At 65.3% G+C, this 24,317-nt stretch carries 21 protein-coding genes and 1 tRNA gene; 7 read left to right on the top strand and 15 right to left on the bottom strand.

The features are described from left to right. Positions 1–22 precede the first annotated feature (22 nt). The 4 genes from EPD81_RS03225 to EPD81_RS03240 all read right to left on the bottom strand — a co-directional run bounded on the left by EPD81_RS03225 (position 23) and on the right by EPD81_RS03240 (position 3,535). Entirely contained in the window at positions 23–784 is a 762-nt protein-coding gene (locus EPD81_RS03225) for an ABC transporter ATP-binding protein (RefSeq protein ID WP_142803960.1), read from the bottom strand. Next, positions 781–1,917, bottom strand: coding sequence for an ABC transporter permease (locus tag EPD81_RS03230; RefSeq protein WP_142803961.1), 1,137 nt, complete (start codon positions 1,915–1,917; stop codon positions 781–783). Before EPD81_RS03230 ends, EPD81_RS03225 begins: the two co-directional genes overlap by 4 nt. A gap of 19 nt (positions 1,918–1,936) precedes the next feature. Then, positions 1,937–2,032 (bottom strand) — tRNA-Sec (locus EPD81_RS03235). A gap of 84 nt (positions 2,033–2,116) precedes the next feature. After that, positions 2,117–3,535 carry a dihydrolipoyl dehydrogenase gene (locus EPD81_RS03240; RefSeq protein ID WP_142803962.1) on the bottom strand — a complete coding sequence of 473 codons (1,419 nt, stop codon included), beginning with the start codon at positions 3,533–3,535 and terminating at the stop codon, positions 2,117–2,119. A 383-nt stretch (positions 3,536–3,918) separates the two neighbouring features. Between EPD81_RS03240 and EPD81_RS03245 the strand changes: the two genes are divergently transcribed. After that, a complete protein-coding gene (locus EPD81_RS03245; protein ID WP_142803963.1) occupies positions 3,919–4,974 on the top strand; it encodes a transglutaminase-like domain-containing protein in 1,056 nt (351 codons plus the stop codon). Here EPD81_RS03245 and selB read toward each other — a convergent pair. From selB to fdnG, 6 genes are read right to left on the bottom strand one after another with little or no spacing between them, the layout of a single operon-like run. Beyond that, entirely contained in the window at positions 4,967–6,886 is a 1,920-nt protein-coding gene (gene selB, locus EPD81_RS03250) for a selenocysteine-specific translation elongation factor (RefSeq protein WP_142803964.1), read from the bottom strand. The genes EPD81_RS03245 and selB overlap by 8 nt on opposite strands. Further along, positions 6,883–8,304, bottom strand: coding sequence for an L-seryl-tRNA(Sec) selenium transferase (selA, locus tag EPD81_RS03255; protein WP_142803965.1), 1,422 nt, complete (start codon positions 8,302–8,304; stop codon positions 6,883–6,885). The genes selB and selA overlap by 4 nt, the downstream gene beginning before the upstream one ends. Further along, on the bottom strand, positions 8,301–9,212 hold the full coding sequence (gene fdhE, locus EPD81_RS03260) for a formate dehydrogenase accessory protein FdhE (RefSeq protein WP_142803966.1): 912 nt from the start codon (positions 9,210–9,212) through the stop codon (positions 8,301–8,303). The genes selA and fdhE overlap by 4 nt, the downstream gene beginning before the upstream one ends. An 11-nt stretch (positions 9,213–9,223) precedes the next feature. After that, positions 9,224–9,859, bottom strand: a complete 636-nt coding sequence (locus tag EPD81_RS03265; protein ID WP_142803967.1) for a formate dehydrogenase subunit gamma — start codon at positions 9,857–9,859, stop codon at positions 9,224–9,226. Then, on the bottom strand, positions 9,852–10,751 hold the full coding sequence (fdxH, locus tag EPD81_RS03270) for a formate dehydrogenase subunit beta (protein ID WP_142803968.1): 900 nt from the start codon (positions 10,749–10,751) through the stop codon (positions 9,852–9,854). The genes EPD81_RS03265 and fdxH overlap by 8 nt, the downstream gene beginning before the upstream one ends. Before the next feature lie 10 nt (positions 10,752–10,761). Continuing rightward, positions 10,762–13,830 carry a formate dehydrogenase-N subunit alpha gene (gene fdnG, locus EPD81_RS03275; RefSeq protein WP_142803969.1) on the bottom strand — a complete coding sequence of 1,023 codons (3,069 nt, stop codon included), beginning with the start codon at positions 13,828–13,830 and terminating at the stop codon, positions 10,762–10,764. Between the two features lie 232 nt (positions 13,831–14,062). Here fdnG and EPD81_RS03280 point away from each other — a divergent pair, with 232 nt between their 5' ends. Continuing rightward, complete coding sequence (locus tag EPD81_RS03280) at positions 14,063–15,049, top strand: zinc-dependent alcohol dehydrogenase family protein (RefSeq protein WP_142803970.1); 987 nt, start codon at positions 14,063–14,065, stop codon at positions 15,047–15,049. On the opposite strand, the gene fdhD is transcribed toward EPD81_RS03280, so the two are convergent. Next, complete coding sequence (gene fdhD / locus EPD81_RS03285) at positions 15,039–15,875, bottom strand: formate dehydrogenase accessory sulfurtransferase FdhD (RefSeq protein WP_221929187.1); 837 nt, start codon at positions 15,873–15,875, stop codon at positions 15,039–15,041. The genes EPD81_RS03280 and fdhD overlap by 11 nt on opposite strands. Positions 15,876–16,011: 136 nt before the next feature. Between fdhD and EPD81_RS03290 the strand changes: the two genes are divergently transcribed. Further along, entirely contained in the window at positions 16,012–16,329 is a 318-nt protein-coding gene (locus EPD81_RS03290) for a hypothetical protein (protein ID WP_142803972.1), read from the top strand. Between the two features lie 9 nt (positions 16,330–16,338). On the opposite strand, the gene metW is transcribed toward EPD81_RS03290, so the two are convergent. Both metW and EPD81_RS03300 read right to left on the bottom strand, forming a co-directional pair. Next, the gene (gene metW / locus EPD81_RS03295) at positions 16,339–16,968 is read right to left on the bottom strand and encodes a methionine biosynthesis protein MetW (protein ID WP_142803973.1); all 630 of its coding nucleotides are present in this window, start codon (positions 16,966–16,968) and stop codon (positions 16,339–16,341) included. A gap of 2 nt (positions 16,969–16,970) precedes the next feature. Beyond that, positions 16,971–18,098 carry a homoserine O-acetyltransferase gene (locus EPD81_RS03300; RefSeq protein ID WP_142803974.1) on the bottom strand — a complete coding sequence of 376 codons (1,128 nt, stop codon included), beginning with the start codon at positions 18,096–18,098 and terminating at the stop codon, positions 16,971–16,973. Between the two features lie 234 nt (positions 18,099–18,332). Between EPD81_RS03300 and EPD81_RS03305 the strand changes: the two genes are divergently transcribed. The 4 genes from EPD81_RS03305 to EPD81_RS03320 are packed head-to-tail and all read left to right on the top strand — an operon-like array spanning position 18,333 to position 21,905. Further along, positions 18,333–18,761: a MarR family winged helix-turn-helix transcriptional regulator gene (locus EPD81_RS03305; protein WP_142803975.1), complete on the top strand. Its 429-nt coding sequence runs from the start codon at positions 18,333–18,335 to the stop codon at positions 18,759–18,761. Beyond that, the gene (locus EPD81_RS03310) at positions 18,754–19,857 is read left to right on the top strand and encodes an HlyD family secretion protein (protein ID WP_142803976.1); all 1,104 of its coding nucleotides are present in this window, start codon (positions 18,754–18,756) and stop codon (positions 19,855–19,857) included. Before EPD81_RS03305 ends, EPD81_RS03310 begins: the two co-directional genes overlap by 8 nt. Further along, on the top strand, positions 19,844–21,397 hold the full coding sequence (locus EPD81_RS03315) for a DHA2 family efflux MFS transporter permease subunit (RefSeq protein WP_142803977.1): 1,554 nt from the start codon (positions 19,844–19,846) through the stop codon (positions 21,395–21,397). Before EPD81_RS03310 ends, EPD81_RS03315 begins: the two co-directional genes overlap by 14 nt. 58 nt (positions 21,398–21,455) lie before the next feature. Beyond that, positions 21,456–21,905, top strand: coding sequence for a universal stress protein (locus EPD81_RS03320; RefSeq protein ID WP_169115431.1), 450 nt, complete (start codon positions 21,456–21,458; stop codon positions 21,903–21,905). Here EPD81_RS03320 and EPD81_RS03325 read toward each other — a convergent pair. Then, positions 21,902–22,777, bottom strand: coding sequence for a ribose-phosphate diphosphokinase (locus EPD81_RS03325; protein WP_142803979.1), 876 nt, complete (start codon positions 22,775–22,777; stop codon positions 21,902–21,904). The two genes, EPD81_RS03320 and EPD81_RS03325, sit on opposite strands and share 4 nt — an antisense overlap. Beyond that, positions 22,777–24,309 carry a thymidine phosphorylase family protein gene (locus EPD81_RS03330; protein WP_142803980.1) on the bottom strand — a complete coding sequence of 511 codons (1,533 nt, stop codon included), beginning with the start codon at positions 24,307–24,309 and terminating at the stop codon, positions 22,777–22,779. The genes EPD81_RS03325 and EPD81_RS03330 overlap by 1 nt, the downstream gene beginning before the upstream one ends. Positions 24,310–24,317: the final 8 nt, after the last annotated feature.

The raw sequence follows: 24,317 nt of genomic DNA on the forward strand, positions 1-24,317 counted from the left end.
TGGTGCCACGGCGCGCGGCGGCTCACCTCCCCGCCCGCGCCGAGAAGTACGCCCGCAGCTCCGGCTCCGGCCGCTGGGCCAGCTCCTCGGCCGTCCCCACGGCCAATACCTTCTTTCGGGCGAGAAAGACCACGAGGTCGCTCGCACCGAAGATCGAGTCGAGATCGTGCGTGACCTGAAAAATGGTCACGCCCAGGGCATCGCGCAACTCCAATACGAGCCGGTCGAATGCCCGGGCGCTCACCGGATCGAGCCCCGAGGTCGGCTCGTCGAGAAAGAGAATCTCGGGATCGAGCGCGAGCGCCCGGGCGAGCGCCGCGCGCTTGGTCATGCCGCCGGAGAGTTCGCGCGGATGGCGATGCACCGCGTCCGCGTCCAACCCTGCAAGCTGGATTTTGAGCATGGCCAGTTCCTCGCGCAGCCGTAGGGGCAAGCGGGTATGTTCGGCAAGCGGCAGCATCACGTTCTCCAGTACCGTGAGGGAGGTGAAGAGCGCCCCCTGCTGGAACATAACCCCCAGGCGCAGCTGCAGACGGATACGCTCCGCGCGCCCGAGAGAGGCCACGTCCCGCCCCAGGAGCCGGATGGAACCGGCAGCCGGGCGCGTGAGCATGATGAGGTTGTTGAGGAGCACCGTCTTGCCGCTGCCGCTGCCCCCGACGAGCGAAACCACCTTGCCGCGCGGCACGACCAGGTCGAGCCCCTCGTGGACCACGTGTTTGCCGAAGCGGTTGCACAGGCCATGCACCTCGATCGCGGGCGTATCTTCGCTTACCTCGCTCATAGCCCCAGCCGCCGAAAGACGATGGAGAAGATCGCATCGAGCACGATCACCCAGAAGATGGATTGCACCACGCTAGAGGTGGTCGCCCGCCCCACTTCGAGCGCCGAGCCACGCACGCTCATGCCCGCTTGGCAGCCGATGAGGGCGATCGCCATGGCGAACACTGGCGTTTTCACCAAACCCACCCAGTAGTGCGCATGCCCGAGCCGGCCCAAGCGCTGTAGCCCGACGGTCCAATCCAGCCCAAACCCGCCCGTAGCCACTACCATCCCACCGAAGAGTCCAGCAGCGTTGGCTAGCGTCGTGAGCAGCGGCAGGGCGATCGCCAGGGCCAAGAAGCGCGGAATCACCAACATCTCAGCCGGCGGCAGGGCCAGTGAGCGCAGCGCGTCGATCTCCTGGGTGACGCGCATCGATCCGAGCTGAGCAGCATAGCTCGAGCCGGTGCGACCGGCCACGATGATCGCCGCGATCAACGGCCCCATTTCGCGCAATACGACGACGCCGATCATATCGGCGATGAAGACGTTGGCCCCGAAGCGATCGAGCGTCACGCCCGCCTGGTAGGCGAGCACCACGCCGATGAGAAAGGAGAGCAGCGCCACGATGGGCACCGCCCGCACGCCGGCTGCCTCCAGCTCCACGATCACCTCGCGCCAGCGGATGCGCCAAGGACGCACGAGCAAAGGCAGAAAGTGGACCGTGACCTCGCCGATGAACGCAAGCAACGCAAAAAAATGACGGACGACGTCGATGGCAGACTTGCCGATGGAAGCGAAGCCAGAAAAAGGCGCGGGCGCGGGCGGCGGCGTACGCTGAGCCACGCGGTCGATGAGAGCGAGCGTTGCCCGCCATACCTCCGGTAGAGACGAATGATCCAGCACTCGCCCCTTGGACTCAGCCAGGGCAGCGACGTGTTCCACCACCAGGGCTCCCACGGTGTCGAGCTCGGCCCCTGGTGCTGCCTCGAGGCGAACCGGTCCCGCGGGCAGAGCATCCAGCGCCTGCGCGACCGCTTTGAGGAGTGTGTCGGCCTTCACCCCGGCCGCCGTCCACGACCCGTCGAGAACGAGGCTTGGCGGCTCGTTCGTCCAACGTACGCGGGCACCGGCAGAATCAGTGATCTCGTTCATGGGGCTATGATACGCGAGATGGCGGAAGGCAGCAGGAGTCGAACCTACCTGGGAGCGTCGGACGCCCCCAACCGGGTTTGAAGCCCGGCCGTGCCACCGGACACGGATGCCTTCCGCGACTGGTTATTGTATGGGTAGCACGCCCTGATCGATGAGGAAACCAGCATGGGTTCCTGGAACTATGCCCCCATGATGGAGCTCACGGAACCGGATTGTCCTTGCACCGCATGATCTCATTATATGAAATAGGGATTTTCAATTCTCTTGCGGCATCACGCAATGCCGTGCGCAGCCCCTCCTCGAGCACCGGATGATAATAAGGCATTTTCAGCAAGTCAGCCACCGTCATTTCCATGGCAATGGACCAAGCGAGGAGATGGGCTAGATGCTCACCAGCCGGTGCGAACATTTCTGCCCCCAAGATCTTCCCTTCCTGCGGCTCGACATACACTTTGAGTAGCCCGCAGGCCGCGTTCATCAAACGCGCCCGTCCCTGTTGTTCGAAACTTACCTTGCCGCACACGAAATCCCGCCCCTCTTCTTCCAAAGCGCGATAGGTGCTGCCGACCAACGCAATGCTCGGCGAAGTAAAGGTGATCGCCAACGGTGTGCGTCGCACGAAGCACACCGGGTCCCGCTGGCACGCATTGTAGCCGGCGATGCGCCCCTCATCGGTCGCCTCGTGCAACACAGGAGATATACCATTCATATCGCCCGCAAGAAAAATGGGCAGATCCTTCACTTTAAGCGTGACAGGATCGAAGGCGGGCAGTCCATCATCGTCCAAAGGAACGCCGAGATTTTCCAGGCCGAGGTCGGCAACCGCCGGGCGGCGACCCATCGCCGCCAACACGCAGTCGACCTGCCTCGTTCGACCCCCCGCCCGGACGCGTATCCTGTTCTCTTCCCCCTCTTCAATATCGGCGGTATCGAGCCAGATGTCCATGGTCTGCGAAAAATGGTCGAATACATAGGTTTGAATTTCCGGGTCGGTGAGTCCGCCCACTCCTCGATTACCGGTGACAGCGGTAATTTCCACACCGAGCTGCTGCATCGCCTGAGCCAGTTCGATCCCCACAGGGCCGAGACCGATAACGGCGAACCGAGAAGGTAGCGCCTGCAACTCGAAGAAACGATCGGTGTCCACGACACGTTCGCCAAAACGCCGCCAGGATTCGGGAACAACGGGTTTGGAGCCGGTAGCGACGATGATCCGATCCGCCGTCAATCGGTCGCCATCGAGGTCGAGGGTGTGAGGATCGACAAAACGGGCCCGTCTTTGGATGAGATGGGCATTGCGCCATTCCTCCATCTCCTTGAGAACACCGGCAACGTAAAAATCCCGCAATTCACGCACATGGCCCATCACTGCGGCCAAGTCTGGCGCCGCCACCGGGCGAACGTTCAACCCCCGCGGCGCGTTGACGAGCTGATGATAGACGTTCGCCATATGGATGAGGGCCTTGGAAGGCATACAACCGACCCGCGCGCAGGTTGTCCCCAGCGGCCCCATATCAATGACAACATACTCATTAGTATGCCGTGCCACCTCCTGGCGTGCACTGAGGCCGGCAGTCCCAGCTCCTATGATTGCCACATCGACGTGGGTAGCTGTCATCGCATGATCTCCGAACGCCCCCGACGACCTGCATTATAATGGGATCTCCAGGGCTCGCGGCAAGTCGGCACAACGGCTGGGCACCTCGAATAACCTACTGCGCGGCCGCATGGCAGCGTTCTCCGGTGCTCGGATGCTCGCCTATCCTCGTGATATGTCTCGCATCCCGGGCTCTAGGCGCCTTGCTACTCTCCCGCTCGCTCGTCAGGAATGGGATGAAATTTCTCGATTTTCATACAATCATCCGGCGACACGGTCAGACGGTTCGATTTGCATGATCTTCATGAGCAAGATTACTTGCTCTCTATCTATCTCCCGAGATATGCAATGAGTAAAATATACGACACTCCAAGCAAAAATTCTTTCCCCCGGAGGTTGGTCCCATGAATCGACGCAGGTTTCTCACCTTGGCAGGCAGCACCCTACTACTCACTCGCATCCCGACTCTCCAAGCATCGTCGGCAGAAACGAACTTTGCACCATGGCGCCATTTCGCACTAACCTACCACGTCGAACTCGCCGAACCAGGGATTGAAGCCGATCTGTGGCTGCCTCTGCCGCAGAGTTTCGGCGACTACCAGCGCGCCGAGGTCCCGCAGTGGCAGAGCAACGCCGATACGGCCGAAGTGCGGCGGCTGGGGCGTGCCGAGGCCTTCTTCGCCCGCTGGCGCGGAGCCGCCGAGCGTCGTGCCCAAGTACGCATCGAAGTCGCCACCCGCGATCGACAGATCGACTGGCACCACCCGGCTCGCCTCGCCCCCGAGCGGGATACTGTGCTCGAACGTTATCTCCAGCCCACCGAGCGGGTACCGCTCGACGGCATCGTGCGCGACACGGCGCTCGCGGCCAGCGCCGGGGCCGAGACCCCGTTGCAAAAGGCCCGCGCCATCTACGACTGGGTGGTGGAACACTCCTTCCGCGACCCCAAGGTACGCGGCTGTGGCCTGGGTGACGTCAAAAGCATGCTTGAGAGCGGCAATCTCGGCGGAAAATGCGTAGACATCAACACCCTCTACGTCGGCCTATGCCGGGCCGTTGGCATCCCCGCGCGCGAGATCTACGGCATCCGCGTGGCCGACTCGCGCTTGTTCAAATCCTTGGGTCGCAGCGGTAACGTGACCGGCGCACAGCATTGCCGTGCCGAGTTCTACGTGGCCGAGTTCGGCTGGGTCCCGGTCGACCCGGCCGACGTGCGCAAGGCGATACTGGAGGAAAAATTGCCGCTCGACGATCCGAAGATCGCCGAACTGCGCGAACGGCTCTTCGGTAGTTGGGAAATGAACTGGGTGGCGTTCAACGACGAGAACGATCTGCGTTTCGGGCCGAGCATGATGTCGGGCTTTTTCATGTACCCGCAGGCACGGGTGGGCGGCAAAGTCCTCGACAGCCTCGATCCGGAGCATTTCTCTTACCGCATCGAGTCGGCTACCCTCAGCTAAAAGTAAAAGGAGACTCGCCGCGTAACAGGTGCGCATCCTGGCCGCGGCGCTGCACCCGGCGCGTATAGCCGATGCGATCGAAGAATTCCAGGATCTGCACCGCCCGTTTGCGCCCAAGCCCCGTGGCGTCGCGAAAACGCGCCGCTTGCACGCCCCCCTCGGCCGCGGCGAGCTCGGCGGCAATCGCCGCGAGCTCCCGCACTCGCCGTGGGGCATAGAAGAGATCCTTGACCACCTGCGCCGCCTCGCCGCGGCGCGCGAGCTTGCGCAGCAGGGTGCGCACCGTCTCCTCCGACACCCCTTCCGCGCGCGCCAGATCTCGCACCCAAGGCGGATCGAATCCGCCCGCTTCGAGCCGGGCGAGCAATCGCGCCGCGAGCGCCTCCTCTTCGGGTGCGAGCCTGGCGGCATGCCCTGGCAGGTGCCACCAGGGGCCGCTGCGCGCCACCTTGCCTTGGCTCGCCAGCGCGTCGAGCACCCCCTGCCACAGCGGCTCGGGAATGAGCGCGTCGACCATGCGGCGCAGGCGCTGCGTGTCCACGCCGGGGTCGTCGGGCACGCGTTCGTGCTGGCGCTCGAGCACGGCGAGCACCCGATCGGCGAGCGCCTCCCAGTGCTCGGGCAGAATCCAGGCCGCGCCTCGAGCGCCCTGCACCCGCAGCGCCTCGGGCGGCAGCACCGCCGCCGAGATCGGCGCCGCGAGTAGCCGCTCCAGCAGCGCCTCGTCCACGCCATAGGGCGCCTGAGCCAGTAGCGGTCCGAGCCCCTCGCCTTCGAGCAGGCGCGTGATCGCCTCGAGCCAGGCTCGGCGTCGCGGCGAACGCCGCTTGCGCTCGGGCGCATAAGGGTCGAGCACACGGCCGCCGCCCAGGGTGCGGTTCGCCTGGGCGTTGCGGACGATGAAGCGATCACCCGGGGCGGCACACAGCGGTGCCTCGAAGACCAGCTGCACCAGCCCCCGTCCACCGGATGGCAGGAGATTGCCTTCGAGCGGCACGACGTACGCGAGCCGGTGCGCCGCACCAAGGTGGACATGCACTGGCGTGCGCACGCCGAGCGCCGGTGCGTCCGCGGCGAGCGCGAGTTCCACGTCGAGATGGCGCGTGGGCAAGAAACAGCGTGCATCCGCGATCCAGTCGCCGCGCGAAATGGCCTCCTTCGCCACGCCCGGCAGGTTCAGGGCACAACGCTCGCCGGCCGCGGCGCGCTCGCTCGGTCGGTTCTGGGCGTGGATGCTGCGCACGCGCACCGGCAGATTTGCCGGCATGAGCCGCAGTTCCTCCGATCCGCCCAAGGCGTAGCATCCCCCATGGACCGTACCGGTCACCACCGTGCCCACGCCGGCGAGCGTAAACGCGCGGTCGACCGCCAAACGAAAGAATCCCTCGCGGCGGCGCGCGGCGACGCTCCTCGCCTCGCGTTCCAGATGCGCGCGCAGCGCCGCCGTGCCCTCGTCTCCCGGCTCCTGCGCCCGCACGGTGAAGACCGGCGCCCCTTCGAGAAAGGTGCCGGCGATGAGCGCAGCGATTTCGTCCCGAACCTGCGTCAGGCGCGAGGCATCGACGCGATCGGCCTTGGTGAGCGCGACCGCCCCGCGCGTCACGCCCAGCCAGCCGAGGATGGCGAGGTGCTCGCGCGTCTGCGGCATCACGCCGTCGTCGGCGGCCACCACCAAGAGCGCGAAGTCGATACCGCTCGCCCCCGCGGCCATGGTATGCACCAAGCGCTCATGACCGGGCACGTCGATGAAGCCGAGTACTTCCCCGTCGGCGAGCGGCAGATAGGCATAACCCAACTCGATGGTGATGCCGCGTGCCTTCTCCTCGGCGAGCCGGTCGGTGTCGACGCCAGTGAGCGCCTTGACCAGCGTCGTCTTGCCGTGGTCGATGTGCCCCGCCGTACCGACGATCATGGCCGCAATTCCGCCAACTGGGCAAGGAAGGCGGCCTCGTCGGCCTCGCCCAGACAGCGCAGGTCCCACCACAGCGCCTCGTCGGCCACGCGCCCGAGCACCGGGCGCGGCAGCGCACGCAGCGCCGCCTCGAGCCGCGACAAGGAACGCCCCGCACGCTTGCCCACCGGGCGAAGCACCAGGCCGTGGCTGGGCAGACGTTCCACCGGCAACGCCCCGCTGCCGATCTGGCTCGCCATGGCAGCCTCACTGACGACGAATCCCTCGCCCAGGGCCCGTTGGACCGGCTCACGCAAGCGCGCCGCCTGAGCGGCCATGGCCGAAGCAGGACGCGTGAGGAGCCGCAGCGTCGGCAGACGTTCGGCGAGAAACTCTGGCTCACGGTAGAGTCGCAACGTCGCCTCCAACGCCGCCAAGGTGAGCTTGCCCACGCGCAGCGCCCGTTTGAGCGGATCCTTCTTGATGCGGCGGATCAGATCCGCTCGCCCGACGAGGAAACCGGTCTGAGGGCCACCCAGCAGCTTGTCGCCGCTGAAAGTGACCAGATCGGCGCCAGCGGCGACGGTTTCGCGCACTGTCGGCTCTGCCGGCAGCCCCCAGGCAGCCAGATCGACGAGGGTACCGCTGCCCAGATCGACCCCCAGCGGCAAGCCGTGGGCGTGCGCGATCTCCGCCGCCTCGGCCACCGGGACGCTCTTGGTGAAGCCCGTAATGGCATAGTTGCTGCAATGCACTTTCAGCAGCATCGCCGTACGCGGTCCGATCGCTTCGGCATAGTCGTGGGGATGGGTACGGTTGGTGGTGCCCACCTCGACGAGGCGGGCGCCGGCGCGTTTCATGATGTCGGGAATGCGGAAAGCGCCGCCGATCTCCACCAGCTCTCCACGCGAAACCACCACTTCGCGCCGCTTGGCGAGCGCATCGAGGGCGAGCAGCACCGCCGCGGCATTGTTGTTGACCACGGTGGCTGCCTCGGCGCCGGTGAGCTCGCGCACGAGTTCTTCCACCAGCGTATCGCGGTCGCCCCGACCGCCCCCCTCGAGGTCGAATTCCAGCGCCGCCGGGGCCGTCATCGCCTGTACCACGGCGCGCACCGCCTCGTCGGCGAGAATCGCCCGTCCGAGATTGGTGTGCAGTACCGTCCCGGTGAGGTTGAAGACGGTGCGCAGACGCGGCCTATCCTGCGCCTGCAGAGTCTCCTGCACACAGGCGGCGATCGCCTCGGGTCGCAGCGCATCGAGGGCAAGCGCACCCTCCTGCGCCCGCACCCGCAGCGTTGCCAGATGTGCGCGGGAAACGGCCAGCACCCGCGTGCGGCCGTGGGCCGCGAGCAGGGCGGCGAAGGCGGGCGAAGCCAGCAGCCGTTCGAGCGAAGGGATGTCGCTCGCCGCGGCAGATTCAGCACGAACCTTCGTCACGCGAACCACAGCAAGGGATTGGCGCTCGCGCGCACGTACCCGGCCTCTCCCATCAACACGTCGAGCGCGAAACTGGCGAGATCGTCGGCCACCGCATCCACCTCCAGATCTTTCTCCTGGTAGAAAATCTTACGATAGCTGTGGCAAGCATCGCAAGATTCGGCCTTGATCGCCTCGGAACCCCCTTCGAGGTGGTGATAAGCCACCGAGCGGGTGTCCTCGCAGTGGCTGCACTTGACGCGCACCATGTGCCACTCACTTGCGCACAGGCCGCAGTGCAGATAGCGCAGACCGTCGCTCGCCGCCCCCACGCGCACGATACTCGCCACCGGCAGGCTGCCGCACACGGGGCAGACACGCGAGGGCACCGCGGCCGGCACCGCCGCCGGCGGCAGGCGGCTCGCCCGCTCGGTCCAATACACCTGCAGCGCCGCCATGAGAAAAGGCGCTGCGCCCACGTCCCCCGGTTCTTCCCCGGCAAGGAGCGCCTGGACGAGCGCATCGAGCCGCTGCGGCTCGGCAGTGAGCGCTTGCTCGAGTCGCGCCACCGTCGCCCGCGGTGCCTCCCTGAGCTCTTGGGTCGACAAGGCCGTGAGCACCGCCCGCAGCGCCTCGCGCCACAGGCCCTCGATCGGTCCCTCGCAGGGAAGCGGCGGCATGCCGTGCGTGCGCGCGAGCGAGAGCCGCGCTTCGTCGGGCAAGGGCGCGGTGAAGGCGCCGAGCGCCTCGTGCTGGACCTGGGCGAGTTTGGCCATCAAGGCGAGATACTCACCCAGAGAATTCCCCTCGGCCAGATGACGCAGGCGCGCCGCGCGCTCGGCGAATACCTGGCGTGAGGGCAGGCGCAGCCGCGGCAAGGCGTTGCGCTCCAGCCCCTCGATCTCACCGCGTGACAATATGCGTTGCAAGCCGTTCTCCCTTACTTGTTGGCACCCTTGACCATCTGTCTGAACCAGGCGCGATGATGCCGCCAGGCCCAGCCCCAGGTCACGTCGCCCCGCGTCATTGCGCGCACCGAACCCTTCACCCAGATGGCCGCGTAGATGTGCACGATGATGGACGTGATGGCCACGAAGGCGCACAGCGCATGCACCACCGCCGCCAACCGCACGGTCCCTACGGAAAAAGCGAACCATTCACGCCACAATCCAATGCCTGAGAGAAAGAGCCCCACCGCGCTCAACACCAGCACGTAGAAGAGAAGCTTTTGCAAGGCGTTGTAGCGCCCCACCTCGGGCAGCCGCTCCTCGCGGTTGGCGAGCACGTCGGGGAACTGCTTCAACCACTGTGCGTCCTTCGCCTCCCAGGCGTTGTGCCGCGCCAGACGCAGGGCGAGCAGAGCGAAACAGACGAAGAACACCACCCCGATATACGGATGCAGCACCCTCGCCCAGTACCCGCCACCGAGCAAATGGCTCAGGAAGAAAAAAGCCGGGTGATAGAAAGCCAAACCCGAGAGCGCGAGCAAGATGAAGGTGATCGCCACCACCCAGTGATTGCTGCGCTCGCTGGCGCTGTAGCGCGGTAGGGTCCGCGGCCGGGCCGTCTCACTCATGGGACACCTCCTTCTCGGCGTTGCGCTCGTCTTCCTCGCTCGTCTCGGCCGGACCGACGCGCATGTAATGGAAAAACCCGACCAAGGCGGCGAGCGCCATCGCCGCCATGCTCAAGGGCTTGGCCACCCCTTTCCACAGCGACACGGCCGGGCTGATCTGCGGATCCTTCGGCAGCCCGCTGTAGAGGGTGGGCTGGTCTGCATGGTGCAGCACGTACATCACGTGCGTACCGCCCACGCCGGCGGGATCATAGAGCCCGGCGTTGGCGTAGCCGCGGGATTTGAGGTCGGCGATGCGCGCCTGAGCGTGCTCCGTCATTACCTCTTTCGTGCCGAACTCGATCGCGCCCGTGGGACAGGTCTTGACGCAGGCCGGCTCCTGCCCCACGGCGACGCGATCGGAACACAGGGTGCACTTGTACGCCTTGTGATCCTTCTTCGAGATGCGCGGTACGTTGAAGGGGCAGCCGGTGACGCAGTAACCGCAGCCGATGCAGTGCTCCTGGTGGAAATCCACAATGCCGTTGGCGTACTGCACGATCGCCCCGGGCGAAGGGCATGCCTTCAGGCATCCCGGATCCTCGCAGTGCATACAGCCATCCTTGCGGATGAGCCACTCGAGATCCCCTTGAGGAGTCTCGTATTCGGCAAACCGCATCACCGTCCACGAATGCTCGGTGAGATCGGCCGGATTGTCATAGACGCCGACGTTGGTACCGACCTCGTCGCGCAGGTCGTTCCACTCCATGCACGCCGTCTGGCACGCCTTGCAGCCGATGCACTTGGAGACGTCGATGAGCTTGGCCACCGCGCCCACGCTCGGCTCGCGCACCGAAGGGGTGGGCGACGTGGTGGCGGAGCGCCGCTTGATGTCGAGAGATTGCAATGCCATGGCTGCGCTCCTATGCCTTTTCCACTTTCACGAGGAAGGACTTGAATTCCGGCGTCTGGATGTTGCCATCGCCCACCGACGGCGTGAGCGTGTTCGCCAGAAATCCCGGTTTGGTGAGGCCGGTAAACCCCCAGTGGATCGGGATACCCACCTGATGCACCGTCTTGCCCTCGATCGTCAGCGGTCGGATGCGCTTGGTCACCAAAGCGACCGCCTTGATGTAGCCGCGCTTGGAAGAGACCTTGACCTGCTGACCATTGGTGATGCCCAGCTCCTTGGCGAGCGCCTCGCCGATCTCGACGAACTGCTCCGGTTGGACGATGTTGTTGAGCAACACGTGCTTCGTCCAGTAGTGGAAGTGCTCGGTGAGCCGGTAGGTGGTCGCCACGTGCGGAAATTCCTCCACCTTGCCCATGTCGGCGAGGTCGCGCGCGAACACCCGAGCCGCCGGGTTGCTGGTGGCCGCCGGCGTGTTCGGATGCAACGGGTTGTAGCCGAGCGGCGTCTCGAACGGCTCGTAGTGCTCGGGGAACGGCCCCTCGGCCATGCCGGCGCGGGCGAAGAAGCGCGCCACCCCTTCGGGATTCATGATGAAGGGGCCCATGCCGGTCTCGGGCGGCTCGTCGGCTTTGTAGTCCGGCACGTCCGCCCCGGTCCAGGCCCTCCCGTTCCAGTAGATGAGCTTGCGCTGCGGATCGAACGGACGCCCTTGCAGGTCAGCCGAGGCACGGTTGTAGAGGATGCGCCGGTTCGCCGGCCAGGCCCAGGCCCAGCCGAGCGTCTGGCCGATACCGGTGGGGTCGCTGTTGTCGCGCCGCGCCATCAGGTTCCCGTTTGGCCCCCAGCACCCTGCGAAGATCCAGCAGCCACAGGCGGTGCTGCCGTCGTCGCGCAACTCGGCGAACCCGGCGAGCTGCTCGCCGGCGCGACGCACGATCTTCGTCGGATCCTTCGCGTCGGGCAGATCGACCAGGGCCTTGCCGGAGTACTCCTTGGCGAGCTCCTCGGGCGTAGGACGGGCTGCGTTGACGTAGGGCCACGAGAGATCGAGGATGGGGTCGGGGAAGACCCCGCCCTCGCGGCGGTAGCGCTCGCGGATACGCAGGAAGAGCTCGGCCATGATTTCGATGTCGCTGCGCGCCTCGCCCGGTGGTTCCGCCCCCTTCCAGTGCCATTGCAGCCAACGCCCGGAATTGACGAGCGAGCCGTCTTCCTCGGCGAAACAGGTGGTGGGCAACCGGAACACCTCGGTCTGGATCTTCGAGGGATCGACGGGGTTCGATTCGCCCACGTTGCGCCAGAATTCCGAGGTCTCGGTGGCCAGCGGATCCATCACCACCAGGTACTTGAGCTTGGCGAGCCCCTCCAACACCTTGGCCTTGTTCGGCGCCGCCGCCAGCGGGTTGAACCCCTGACAGATGTAGCCGTTCATCTTGCCCTGCGCCATGAGCTCGATGACTTGCAGCAAGTCGTAGGGCTTGTCCAGCTTGGGCAGGTAATCGTAGGCCCAGTTGTTCTCGGCCGTGGCGGCTTTCCCCCACCAGGCTTTCATGAGGCTCACGAAGAACTTGGGATAGTTCTGCCAGTAGCTCATCTGGTTGGGACGCAGCGGCTTGTGCGCGCGTGCGGCCAGATACTGCGGCAGTTCCTGCTCGGCTTCGTTGGGCAGCGTGAGATAGCCGGGCAGTAGGTTGGACATCAGCCCCAGGTCGGTGAGCCCTTGGATGTTGGAGTGCCCGCGCAGCGCGTTGATCCCTCCGCCGGGCATGCCGATGTTGCCCAAGAGCAACTGCATCATCGCCGCCGTACGGATGATCTGCGCTCCAATCGAATGCTGCGCCCAACCGAGTGCATAGAGGATGGTGGCGACGCGGTTGGCCGACGCGGTGGAAGCAAGCATCTCGCAGATCTGCAGGAATTTCGCTTGCGGCGTACCGCAGACACGCTCGACCATTTCCGGCGTGTAGCGCGCATAGTGCTGCTTCATGAGCTGATAGACGCAGCGCGGATGCTGCAAGGTGGGATCGGTTTTGACGTAACCGTCCTCGCCGCGCTCATAGTCCCAGCTCGATTTGTCGTAGCGGCGCTTCTCGGGGTTGTAGCCGGAGAAAAGGCCGTTCTCGAACGAGAAGTCTTCCCGCACGATGAACGACAGATCGGTGTAATTGCGCACGTATTCGTGCTGGATCTGGTCTTTTTCCAGCAGATAGCGGATCACTCCACCGAGGAAGACGATGTCGGTGCCAGTGCGGATCGGCGCATAGACGTCGGCCACCGAGGCCGAGCGCGTGAAGCGCGGATCGACGACGATGAGCTTGGCACCACGGTGCGCCTTGGCTTCGGTCACCCATTTGAATCCACAGGGGTGCGCCTCGGCGGCGTTACCGCCCATGATGAGGATGATGTCGGCGTTCTTGATGTCGACCCAATGGTTCGTCATCGCTCCACGGCCGAACGTCGGGGCAAGACCTGCCACCGTCGGGCCGTGTCAGACACGCGCCTGGTTGTCGAACGCGAGCATCCCCAAACTGCGCACGATCTTGTGCGTCAGATAGGCTGTTTCGTTGCTGGACGCCGAAGCTGCGAGCATGCCGGTGGTGAGCCAGCGATTGACGGTCTTGCCCTCGGCGGTCTTTCCGACGAAATTGGCATCGCGGTCGGCTTTCATCAACGCGGCGATGCGATCGAAGGCCTCGTCCCAGGAGATCGTCTGCCATTTGTCCGAACCGGGCGCACGGTACTGCGGCTGCTTGAGACGATTCGGGCTGTGAATGAAATCGATGAGCGAGGCGCCTTTCGGGCACAGCGTGCCCCGATTGACCGGATGGTCGGCATCCCCCTCGATATGCACGATGGTGGCCTTGGCGTTCTTCGCGCCATCACCCAAGCCGTACATCAGGATTCCACATCCCACCGAGCAGTAGGGACAGGTGTTGCGCGTCTCGGTCATGCGCGCGAGCTTGTATTGGCGCACTTCGGCCAGAGCCGCCTGTGGCGCCAGACCCAGCGCCACCATGCTCGATCCCGAGAGCATGGCAGCGCTGACCTTGAAGAACTGCCTTCGGTTCATCCCGTTCATGGGTCTCCCCTGGGGTTGTTTTTTTACCCGTGGCGGTCCGTTTTGGGTACCGCCCCCTTTACTCGCCCGAACGGCCCCGCCAGGGAAGTCCGCCAAGGTCGAGTCGCGATCGACACTGCCGCGATTTTCGCTTTGTAGGGCATCGATCGGACCCTGTCAACCCCGCGCCAAGTAAGGAAAACCCTGAGGCCCGGGCCTATACTGAGTATCTCGTCGACTTGGGAGAACGCCGATGAAAGCGATGCTCCTCACCCGTCCCGGCGCGGCGCTCGAATGCGTCGAGCGCCCTTCCCCTCGGCCCGGCCCTGGTGAGATCCGGCTGAAAGTGCTCGCCTGTGCCATCTGCCGTACCGACCTGCACGTGATCGACGGCGAGCTGCCCCACCCCAAGCTGCCGCTCGTACTCGGCCACGAGATCGTCGGGCGCGTGCTCGAAGTGGGTGCCGGGGTGACGCGCTTTCGCGTGGGTGATCGCGTGGGTGTGCCTTGGCTCGGCGGCGCCTGCGGGCATTGCCGCTACTGCCGGCGCGGGCAGGAGAACCTGTGTGAATCGGCCGTCTTCACCGGCTACACGCGCGACGGCGGTTTTGCCGAGGAGACGCTGGCCGACGCCCGCTTCTGCTTTCCCATCCCCGAGCGCTACGGCGACGCCGAGGCCACGCCTCTGCTGTGCGCCGGGCTCATCGGCTGGCGTACCTACGCCAAGGCCGGGGCGAACCTCGAACGCCTCGGTATCTACGGTTTCGGCGCGGCGGCGCACCTCATCGCCCAGGTGGCCATCCACCAAGGCAAGCGCATCTACGCCTTCACCCGCCCAGGGGACGTCGCCGCCCAGGAATTCGCCCGCCGTCTGGGTGCATGCTGGGCCGGAGGTTCGGACGAACTGCCGCCCGAACCGCTCGATGCCGCGCTCATCTTCGCACCTGTGGGCGAGCTCGTACCGCAGGCGCTGCGCGCTACCGACAAAGGCGGCACGGTGGTGTGCGGCGGCATCCACATGAGCGACATCCCCTCCTTTCCCTACCGCTGGCTGTGGGAAGAGCGCACGCTCACGTCGGTAGCCAATCTCACGCGGGCCGATGGTGAAGCCTTCATGCAGCTCGCCGCCGAAGTGCCGCTGCATCCGGCCGTCACCTGCTATCCCCTGACTGCGGCCAACGAGGCCGTCGCCGACTTGCGCGCGGGTCGCGTGAATGGCGCGGCGGTGCTCATTCCGTAACCAGATGATCCACCCGGCTATAGACCGTCGCCTCTCGGCCGCGCACGAAGCCCAGCAGCGTGATGCCCGCCTCCTCGGCCAAGCGCACCGCCAAGGCCGTGGGCGCGGACACCGCCGCGAGCACGCCGATGCCGGCCACCGCCGCTTTCTGCACCAGCTCGAAACTCGCTCGGCTCGACATCAGCGCGATCGCCGCGCCCCCCGGGCGGAGCAACCCGGCGCGCGCCGCCGCTCCGATCGCCTTGTCGAGCGCGTTGTGCCGACCCACGTCCTCGCGCACCACCAAGAGCGCGCCATCGGCCGCGGCAAGCGCCGCCGCATGGGTCGCACCGGTGGCCCCATGCAAGGGTTGACGTGCGCGTAGGGCATGCATGGCCGAGAGCACGGCCGCAAGCGGCACGACCCCGCCCTGCGGCACGCGCGGCACCGGCCGCACCGCCTCGGTGAGCGACTCGATGCCGCACAGGCCGCAACCCGTGCGCCCACTCAAGGCACGCCGCCGCGCTTTGAGGCGTGCGAAGCGCTCGCTGGCGATCTCCAGCCGTACGATCACGCCCGCCTGATTCGATTCGAGTTCGAGCTCGTAGAGCTCGGCCGGCGCCTCGACGATCCCCTCGGTGAGCGAAAACCCCAGGGCGAAGTCTTCCAGGTCGGCAGGCGTGGCGAGCATCGTTGCATAAGCGATGCCGTTGTATTCGAGCGCCACCGGCGTTTCCTCGGCGAGCACGTCTTGCTCGGGGAAATGATCGAGCCGAGCGTCGTGCACGCGAAACACCGCCTCATGGATTCGCACTCCCTCTGCCATACCGCTTTCGTCATTTACCATGCGCTTTATTTCCTCCCCCTTTGCCGAACCATTACAACGTCCTTCTTCTGCACCCCGCAGCGGCTATCGTCTACAATGCGCAAACGAGCGAAGACATCTTCAAATATTTTTCATCATCGAAACAGGAGGAGTTTCCATGTCCCACGTCGTCAAAGTAGTCTTCGGGCCCGGTCGCGAATACGAGTTCTACACCAATTCGGAGGCCGTCGAAGCGCTCGATCGCAACGTCGCCAAAGAATGGCTGGTGCGTGAGATGGAAGCGCTCGAGTGCGATCAACCCAACCCGATGGGCAAGGTGCTCGTGGTCGACCTGATTCTCAACCTCGCCAAATGCGCGGGTGAAGCACGCTTTGCCGAGGGGGGCGAATGGGCCCAGACCTTCGCGCAGGTCGTGGCGCGCCTGCTCGATCGCCCTGTCTCGCGCATCGACGTCGAGAACTTCACCGTGGGGTGATGCACCCGCTCAGGGTGCGGCGCGGCCGATGCGGGCAATCGCCAGGGCGGCAAGAAAATTCAGATCTTCCTGCACCGGTCGGCCCTGATCGTCGAAGCCGCGCCACTCGCGCACTTCGATGTCGAGCAAGCCGCACAAGGTGGTGAAATCGGCCACGGTGAAGAAACGCACGTTGGGCGTATTGAACCACTGGTGCGGCAGGCTCTCCGACACGGGCATGCGTCCCTCGAGGATGCTCTTGCGGTGTTTCCAAAACGCGAAGTTGGGAAAGCTCACGATCGCTTCGCGCCCCACACGCAACATCTCCCGCAAGATGCCTTGGGTATTGTGCATGGCCTGCAGCGCCTGGCTCATGATGACGTGGTCGAAATGCCCGTCCTGCAGGTCGGCGAGCCCCTCGTCGAGGTCGCTCTGGATGACGTTGATGCCGCGCTCGATGCAGGCGACGATGCGGGCCGGATCGTTCTCGATGCCATAGCCGACCACCCCCTTGGTGTCGATGAGATGGCGCAGCAGCACCCCGTCGCCGCAGCCCAGGTCGAGCACGCGCTCGCCCGGAGCGATCCATTCGGTGAGCGCCAGCAGGTCGGGGCGAAGCGTCGGCGCACGGTGCACGGTTTCGCGGTCGGAAGTCGCCATGGTCACACCTTGATCCGATTGAAATAAGCGCGCAGCACCGCATGGTAGCGCGGATGCTCCAGCAGGAAGGAATCGTGCCCGGCCTTGCTGTCGATCTCGGCGTAACACACGTCTTTTCCCGAGTGCACCAGGGCCGAGACGATCTCGCGGCTACGCGCCGGCGAGAAGCGCCAGTCGGTGGTAAACGCCACCACGAGGAAAGCCGCCTCGGCACGCGCGAGGGCCGCCGCCAGATCGCCGCCGTAATCGGCCGCCGGATCGTAGTAGTCCAGCGCCCGCGTGGTGAGCAGATAGGTGTTCGCATCGAAGAACCGGGCGAACTTGTCCCCTTGATAGCGTAGATAAGATTCGATTTCGAATTCGGTGTCGTACGAATAGCGGGTGATCCCGTGGCGCAGAGCCCGGCCGAATTTCTCGGCCATGGCGTCGTCGGAAAGGTAGGTGATGTGCCCGATCATGCGCGCCAGTCTCAATCCCTGCTTGGGCACCACGCCGTGCTCGTAGTAGTTGCCACCGTGGAAATCGGGGTCCGAGAGGATGGCCTGGCGCGCCACCTCGTTGAAGGCGATGTTCTGCGCCGAGAGCTTGGGCGCGGTGGCGATCGCCAGCACGTGGCGCACACGCTCGGGATGCTGCAGCGACCAGGAGAGCGCCTGCATGCCGCCGAGCGAGCCCCCGATCACCGCGGCGAAGCGCTCGATACCCAGCCGATCGGCGAGCCGCGCTTGGGCATTGACCCAATCCTCCACCGTCACGAAGGGGAAGTCCGCCCCCCAGGGTTTGCCGGTGGCCGGATTGATCGACACCGGCCCGGTCGAGCCGAAACAGCCTCCGAGATTGTTCACCCCGATGACGAAGAATTTCTCGGTGTCGAGCGGCTTGCCCGGTCCGACGAGGTTGTCCCACCAGCCGACGTTGTGCGGGTCGTCACGATAGACCCCGGCGACGTGGTGCGAACCCGACAGCGCATGGCACACGAGCACGGCGTTGCTGCGCGCGGCGTTCAGCGTCCCGTAGGTTTCATAGACCAGGTCGTACTGCGGCAGGACCCTTCCGGCCTTGAGTGGTAGCGGTTCGTCGAAATGCGCTTTTTGCGCCTCGACGAACCCCACGGAACGAGGATGCTTCATGCGGCGGCTCCCGTAGACGAAAAAGCCCAGCGACATGCGGGCGCCGGGCGATCCCGCTTTAGCTGCATTTGTAAGGCGCCCGCAAGCTGAGGCTCAAATCGGCGCCATGTGGATCGAACCATAGCGCGCCCCCCGGGCGATGTCAAGGTGAGCGCACGACGCTGACGCAGCATGGTTTGACACTGCGACATCACGATCATTATAATGAACCTTGTTAGCTAGCCAATAATTACGATGAACACTACCAACAATTTCGGCGTTCTGCTGCACGAAGTCGCCCGCTATTGGCGGGCCGAGCTCGACCGACGTCTGCGCCATCTGGGCCTGTCGCAATCGCAATGGCTGGTGCTGATCAAGCTGCCCGACGAAGGCATGACGCAGACTGTGCTCGCGCGCAAAGTCGGCATCGAAGGCTCTACGCTCGTGCGCCTGCTCGATCGTCTGCAGGCCAACGGCTGGATCGAGCGGCAAGACGTCCCCGGCGATCGGCGCGCCAAGCGCGTCGTCCCAACAGCCAAGGCCAAGACGCTGCAGCATGAAGTCGCCGTGATCGCCCAGGAGCTGCGCGAGCAGTTGCTCGAAGGCATCGAGCCGGAGTGCGTCGCCATCGCCGCCAAGGTGCTATCGCAGCTGCGCCAGAAGCTCGAGAACCTCCATGATTGACCGCGTCAAATCCGTCTTTGCCGGGCATCCCCGGCTGCGTCGCGTGCTGTTGATCCTCGTCTCGCTCGTCCTGCTCGCGTGGATCGCCAGCATCGTCCACTACCGCCTCACCCACATCAAAGAGACCGACGCTCGCGTGGCGGCCGAAATGATCACCATCGCCCCACGCTTGGCGGGCTGGCTGGTCGAACGCCCCGTGATGGAAGGCGATCTCATCCGCAAAGGTCAAGTACTGGCGGTGCTCTATCGTGAGCCCTCCCACTTGAAGGTCCGCGCGCAAGAAGCGGCGCTGGCTGCCACCGAAAAGGAAATCGAACGCTTGGAGAGCCTGCTCGCCGAACGGCGTGCCGTGACCCGAGCCGCCGTACAAGAAGCCGACAGCGGTGTGAAGACGGCCGAAGAGGCGCTCAAGGCGGCACAGATCGAGCGCAGCAACGCCGAGAGCGACTATCGGCGCAACGCGGCCCTGGTGAAACTGCGCGCCGTTCCCGAGCAGCAGGCCGAACACGCCGAGAACGCCTACAAAATCGCCACACAGAACGAAGCCAGCGCCCGGGCCCAGCTCGACGCAGCCAAGGCACGGCTCGCCAAGGCCCAAGCCGACGCCTTGCTCGGCTCGCTCGAGCGGCAGCACGAACAGGCGAACGTGCATCGCGATCAAGTACGCGCCGAACTCGACCTCGCCCGGCTCGATCTCGAAGACCTCATCCTCACCGCCCCCGTCGATGGCGTAGTCGACCGCACTTTCGCCAACGTGGGTGATTATGTCGCGGCGAGCCAGCGCGTGATGCTCATCCACGATCCCGACAATGTCTGGGTGGAAGCCAACATCAAGGAGACCAAGATCGCCGACGTGCGCCCCGGTCAAGCGGTGGACGTGACGGTCGACGCGCTGCCCGGCCGGGTCTTCCACGGCGAAGTCTGGCTCATCGGCAACGCCGCCACCAGCGCCTTTCAGCTCTTGCCCAACCCCAATCCTTCGGGCAACTTCACCAAGATCACCCAGCGCATCCCGGTACGCATCCGCGTGAAGCAGGAAGACGGACTCCTCAAGCCCGGCATGATGGCCGTCATCTCGATCGATGTCCGCCACTGACGAACTTTCCGGTTTCTTCGAACGGTTTGGGTCGGCCTATCGCTGGCTCGTCATCACGACCACGCTCATGGGCACGATCACGGTCGTGCTCTCCTCGACCATCGTCAACGTGGCGCTACCCGACATCATGGGCGCTTTCGGCATCGGCCAGGACCAGGCGCAATGGATGTCGACCGGGTTCCTCGCGGCGATGACCGCCTCCATGCTCATCAACGCCTGGCTCAACGACGCGATCGGCATCCGCGCCACTTTCGTCGGTTCGATGGCGCTCTTCGCCGCCGCCTCGGTGCTCGGCGGACTCGCTCCCAACGAGAACGTGCTCACCTTCGCCCGCGTCGCCCAGGGGGTCGCGGCCGGCATCATCCAGCCGCTGGCGATGATCATGATCTTCCGCGTCTTTCCGCCGGAAGAACGCGGTACCGCCATGGGCATCTACGGCATCGGCGTGGTGCTCGCCCCGGCGATCGGCCCCGTGCTGGGCGGCTGGCTCATCGACAACTACGACTGGCGCTACGTCTTCTACATGGGCCTGCCCACCTCTTTCGTGGGCATGCTGTTGGGCACCGTCTTCCTGCCTACCCGACTGAGCGGCGTCAAGCGCCGCAGTTTCGATGCCTTCGGCTTCGTGCTGCTCACCGCCTTCCTCGTCACTTCCCTCTATGCGCTCGCCAATGGACAACGCGAAGGATGGGATTCTGATGTCATCGTCGGTACGGCAACGCTGAGCGTGGCCTTTTTCCTCGCTTTCGTCGCCTGGCTCGCGCGTCGCGCCGAACCTCTGGTGAGCCTGCGCGTTTTCTCGTTCGGTCGCTACAGTGCCGCCTCGCTCGTCGCCTTCCTCTATGGGGCGGGGCTGTACGGGTCGACCTACCTCGTTCCGCTCTTCCTGCAGACCGTGCAGGGCTATACGCCGACGCGCTCGGGACTCCTGCTGATGCCCGCCGGACTCATCCTCGGTCTCGTTTTCCCTATCGCCGGCCGGCTCACCGACCGCTTACCCGCCTACTGGCTGGTGTGCGCCGGCCTCTTCCTCTTCGGGATTTCGAACCTCCTGCTCTATGAAATCGACGTCGACGTCTCCTTCTGGGACATGGCGCTGATGGTGCTGCTGGGACGCGTCGGGCTCGGGGTGATGATGCCGGCCTTGAACGCCGGGGCGCTGTCGGCGTTGCCGCCGGAGCTGCTCGCGCAAGGCACGGGTACCATCAACTTCATGCGTCAGCTGGGCGGCGCTTTCGGCGTGAGCCTCTTGTCGGCGGCCGTCGAAATCCGTTTCGCTTTCCATTCCGCCGCCCTGACCGCCACCCAGACCGAGGCCAACGGCACGACGCGCTACGTGATCCAGATGCTCGAGCAGATTCACGCCGTCGCCGGCGTTCCGCCCTCCCATGCCTATCAGGCGGGCGGCGCCTTGAACTTTCTCGACAAGGTGCTCGCGGCCAAAGCCCAGAGCATGGCTTACAGCGACGGGTTCGCCCTCGTCGGCATCGTCTTCCTGCTCTCCCTGTTGCCCGGTTATTTGATGAAAGGCCGCCGCTGAAACGCCCATGCAATGCCGCACCGATTACACTGAACCCAGGCCAGCCAGAGGGGTCGCCATGACCTACCGTACCATCGTCTTCGCCTACGACGGCAGCGCCGAAGGGCAAGCCGCATTGTCCGAAGGAATCGATCTCGCCGGCCTCGTCGGCGCGCGCTGCCACCTACTCGCGGTGATGGCGGTTCCACCCGAAGCCAAGTATTCCCAAGTAGTGGTTCCGGAAGACTGCCTCGACGAAAACTACGCCCGCATCAATCACATCCTGGAAGAAGGCATCGAGCGCTTCAGAAATGCCGGATTGGAAGTCGACGGAGTCGTCCGAGTGGGCGAAGCGGCACCGGTGATCGGGGAGTATGCCGAAGAAGTGCATGCGGACCTGGTGGTCGTCGGTCACCGCCGGCGTGGCCCCCTCGATCGCTGGTGGCACGGCTCGGTGGGGCACTCGCTGCTCGATACACTGCCGTGCAGCCTGCTGGTGGCGATGAAGCACCAGGAAGCGAACGCCTAAAAGGCGGCAAGAATCGCCTGCGCCATCAGCGGCACCACGCTCACCGCGTTCGTGGGGTGCGCGATCGTGTCGGTGCTCCAGATCGCCTGGGCACCGGCTGCACGCACGGTCTCGAGCGCATCCTCGACGAAGAGCGCGTGCGTCACCGCCACGTCCACCGATGCCGCCCCGGCCGCGCGCAGGGTTCGCACGGTTTGGGCGAGCGTACGCCCCGTGCTCGCCACATCGTCGAGCACCACCACCGCCCGGCCACGGACGTCCAGCCCCTCGGGCAAGGTCACCTCGACGTCCCGGTCGCCGCGCCGCTCCTTCCGCCCCACGGCGTAGTCCAGGCCGACGGCCCGCGCGGCCGCCTCGACCCAGGCGCGCGACTCTTCGTCGGGGCCGACGAGGAGCGCTCGCCCCCGCTCGCGCGCCGCGAGTTCCCCCAAAAGCGGCGCCGCACACAGAGCGAGCGCTGGCGAGACCGGCACGGCCTCGTCGAGGCGGGCGATGCGGTGCAGGTGCGGATCGACGGTGACGAGCGCCTCGACGCAGGACGCGACGAAACGTCCCACCACGAAGGCGCTCGCCACTTCTCCGGGAGCAAACGCCTTGTCTTGACGCAAGTAGGGAAAATACGGTGCCGCCAGCACGATGCGCCGCACCCCCGCCTCGTGCAGCCCCGACCCGGCGAGCAGCAGCTCGACGAGCTTTTCATTGGGATGATCGAGGCCGCGCAGCAGCACGACCTTGTCGGGCAGCCGCTCCGGCAGGCGCAGCTTGATTTCGCCATCGGGGAAACGGTGGCGCTCGATCGGCACCGGTTCGCAACCGATCGCCGAGGCCAGCCGCCGCGCGAGCCCTTCTTCTTCGGGAAAAAAGAGCAGCATCAGAACTCCGTATAGACCTCGACCACCTCTGACGGGGCCCCGATGCGATAGCCCGTGGCCCGCTCACAGCTGCGCCGCGCAAACAGTAAATCCGCTGGATATTGGGCATAGACGCGGTAGAGCGGCTCGCCTCGGGCAACGGGATCGCCCAGTTTCTTGAACAGATCCACGCCAGCACCCTTGACCTTTGGCGCCCCTGCCTGCCGAGCGATCTGGGCCAGGTGCAAGTTGTCGATTTCGGTGACGACTCCCTCGACGGGTGCCGTCACCTCGAACCATTGCGGCGCAAGCGGCGGCGCATTGTGATCGAACGGTTTTTCTCCCTGCGCCTTGACGATGGCGCGCATCTTGGCCAAGGCGCGTCCCGAATCGAGGATGTCCCGGGCGATGGAGAATCCCTCCCCGCCGCGCACGTCGGGATCGAATTCGATCACTCGGCCGGCGAGCCGCAGAGCTTTCTGCCGCAGATCGATGGGCGCGCGCGGGTCGTTTTCCAACACGCGCATCACGTCGCGCGCTTCCAGCACCGGTCCGATGCCGAATCCCACCGGCTGGCGCCCGTCGGTGATGACCACGTCGATCATCAAGCCCAGTCGGTGCGCCACGTATTCGAAGAGCTTGCGCAGCTGGAGCGCCTCACGCATCGAGCGCACTTTGGCCGTCGGCCCCAAGGGAATGTCGAGCACGAGGTGGGTCGAGCCCGCTGCCACTTTCTTCGAGAGGATGGAGGCCACCATCTGCCCTGGCGCATCGATTGCCAGAGGCCGCTCCACCGAGATGAGCACGTCGTCGGCAGGAGAAAGATTCGCCGTCCCGCCCCAGGCGAGGCAGCCGCGGAGCTGGCGCACGATCCGCTCCATCTTCTCGATGGATAGCTCGACCTCGGCCAGCACTTCCATGGTGTCGGCGGTACCAGCCGGCGAGGTGATCGCCCGGGAGGAGGTCTTGGGGCAGAGCATCCCGTGCGCGGCGACGATGGGCACCACCAGCATGGAAGTACGGTTGCCCGGAATGCCGCCGATGCAGTGCTTGTCGACCACGGGGCGTTCGTGCCAGTCGAGCCGCCGGCCGACCTGGGTCATGGCATCGGTGAGGAAATACACTTCCTCGCGATCGAGCTCGTTGTGGTGCGTGGCCACCACGAAGGCAGTGAGCTCGATCTTGGAATAATGCCGTTCGGCGATGTCCCGAACGATGCCCAAAAACTCCTGCGGACGCAGACGCTCGCCGGAGAGCTTGCGCCGCAGCGCCCCCATGGATTCCGGCGGCTCGGCCTGCGCCACCGTCACCTTCGCCCCTTCGGGCAGGCCCAGCTGGGTGAAAGCCTCGAGCGAAAGCCCGACCTCTGCCACCCCGACGAGGTTCGCGTCATCGACCACGTTGAGCGTGGCGAGGATGTGCCGCTCGCCATTCTGCCCTACTTCGATCTTGGCCAGCGCCTGGAATCCCTCGGCGCGCACGACCGAACACTCCCGGTGCAGATAGGCGACGTTTTCGCGGTAGGTGTCGATGGCCACGCGACGCAGGGCCAACGTGACCG

The sequence above is a fragment of the Tepidiphilus sp. J10 genome (genome assembly GCF_006980785.1).
Lineage (GTDB): Bacteria > Pseudomonadota > Gammaproteobacteria > Burkholderiales > Rhodocyclaceae > Tepidiphilus > Tepidiphilus olei.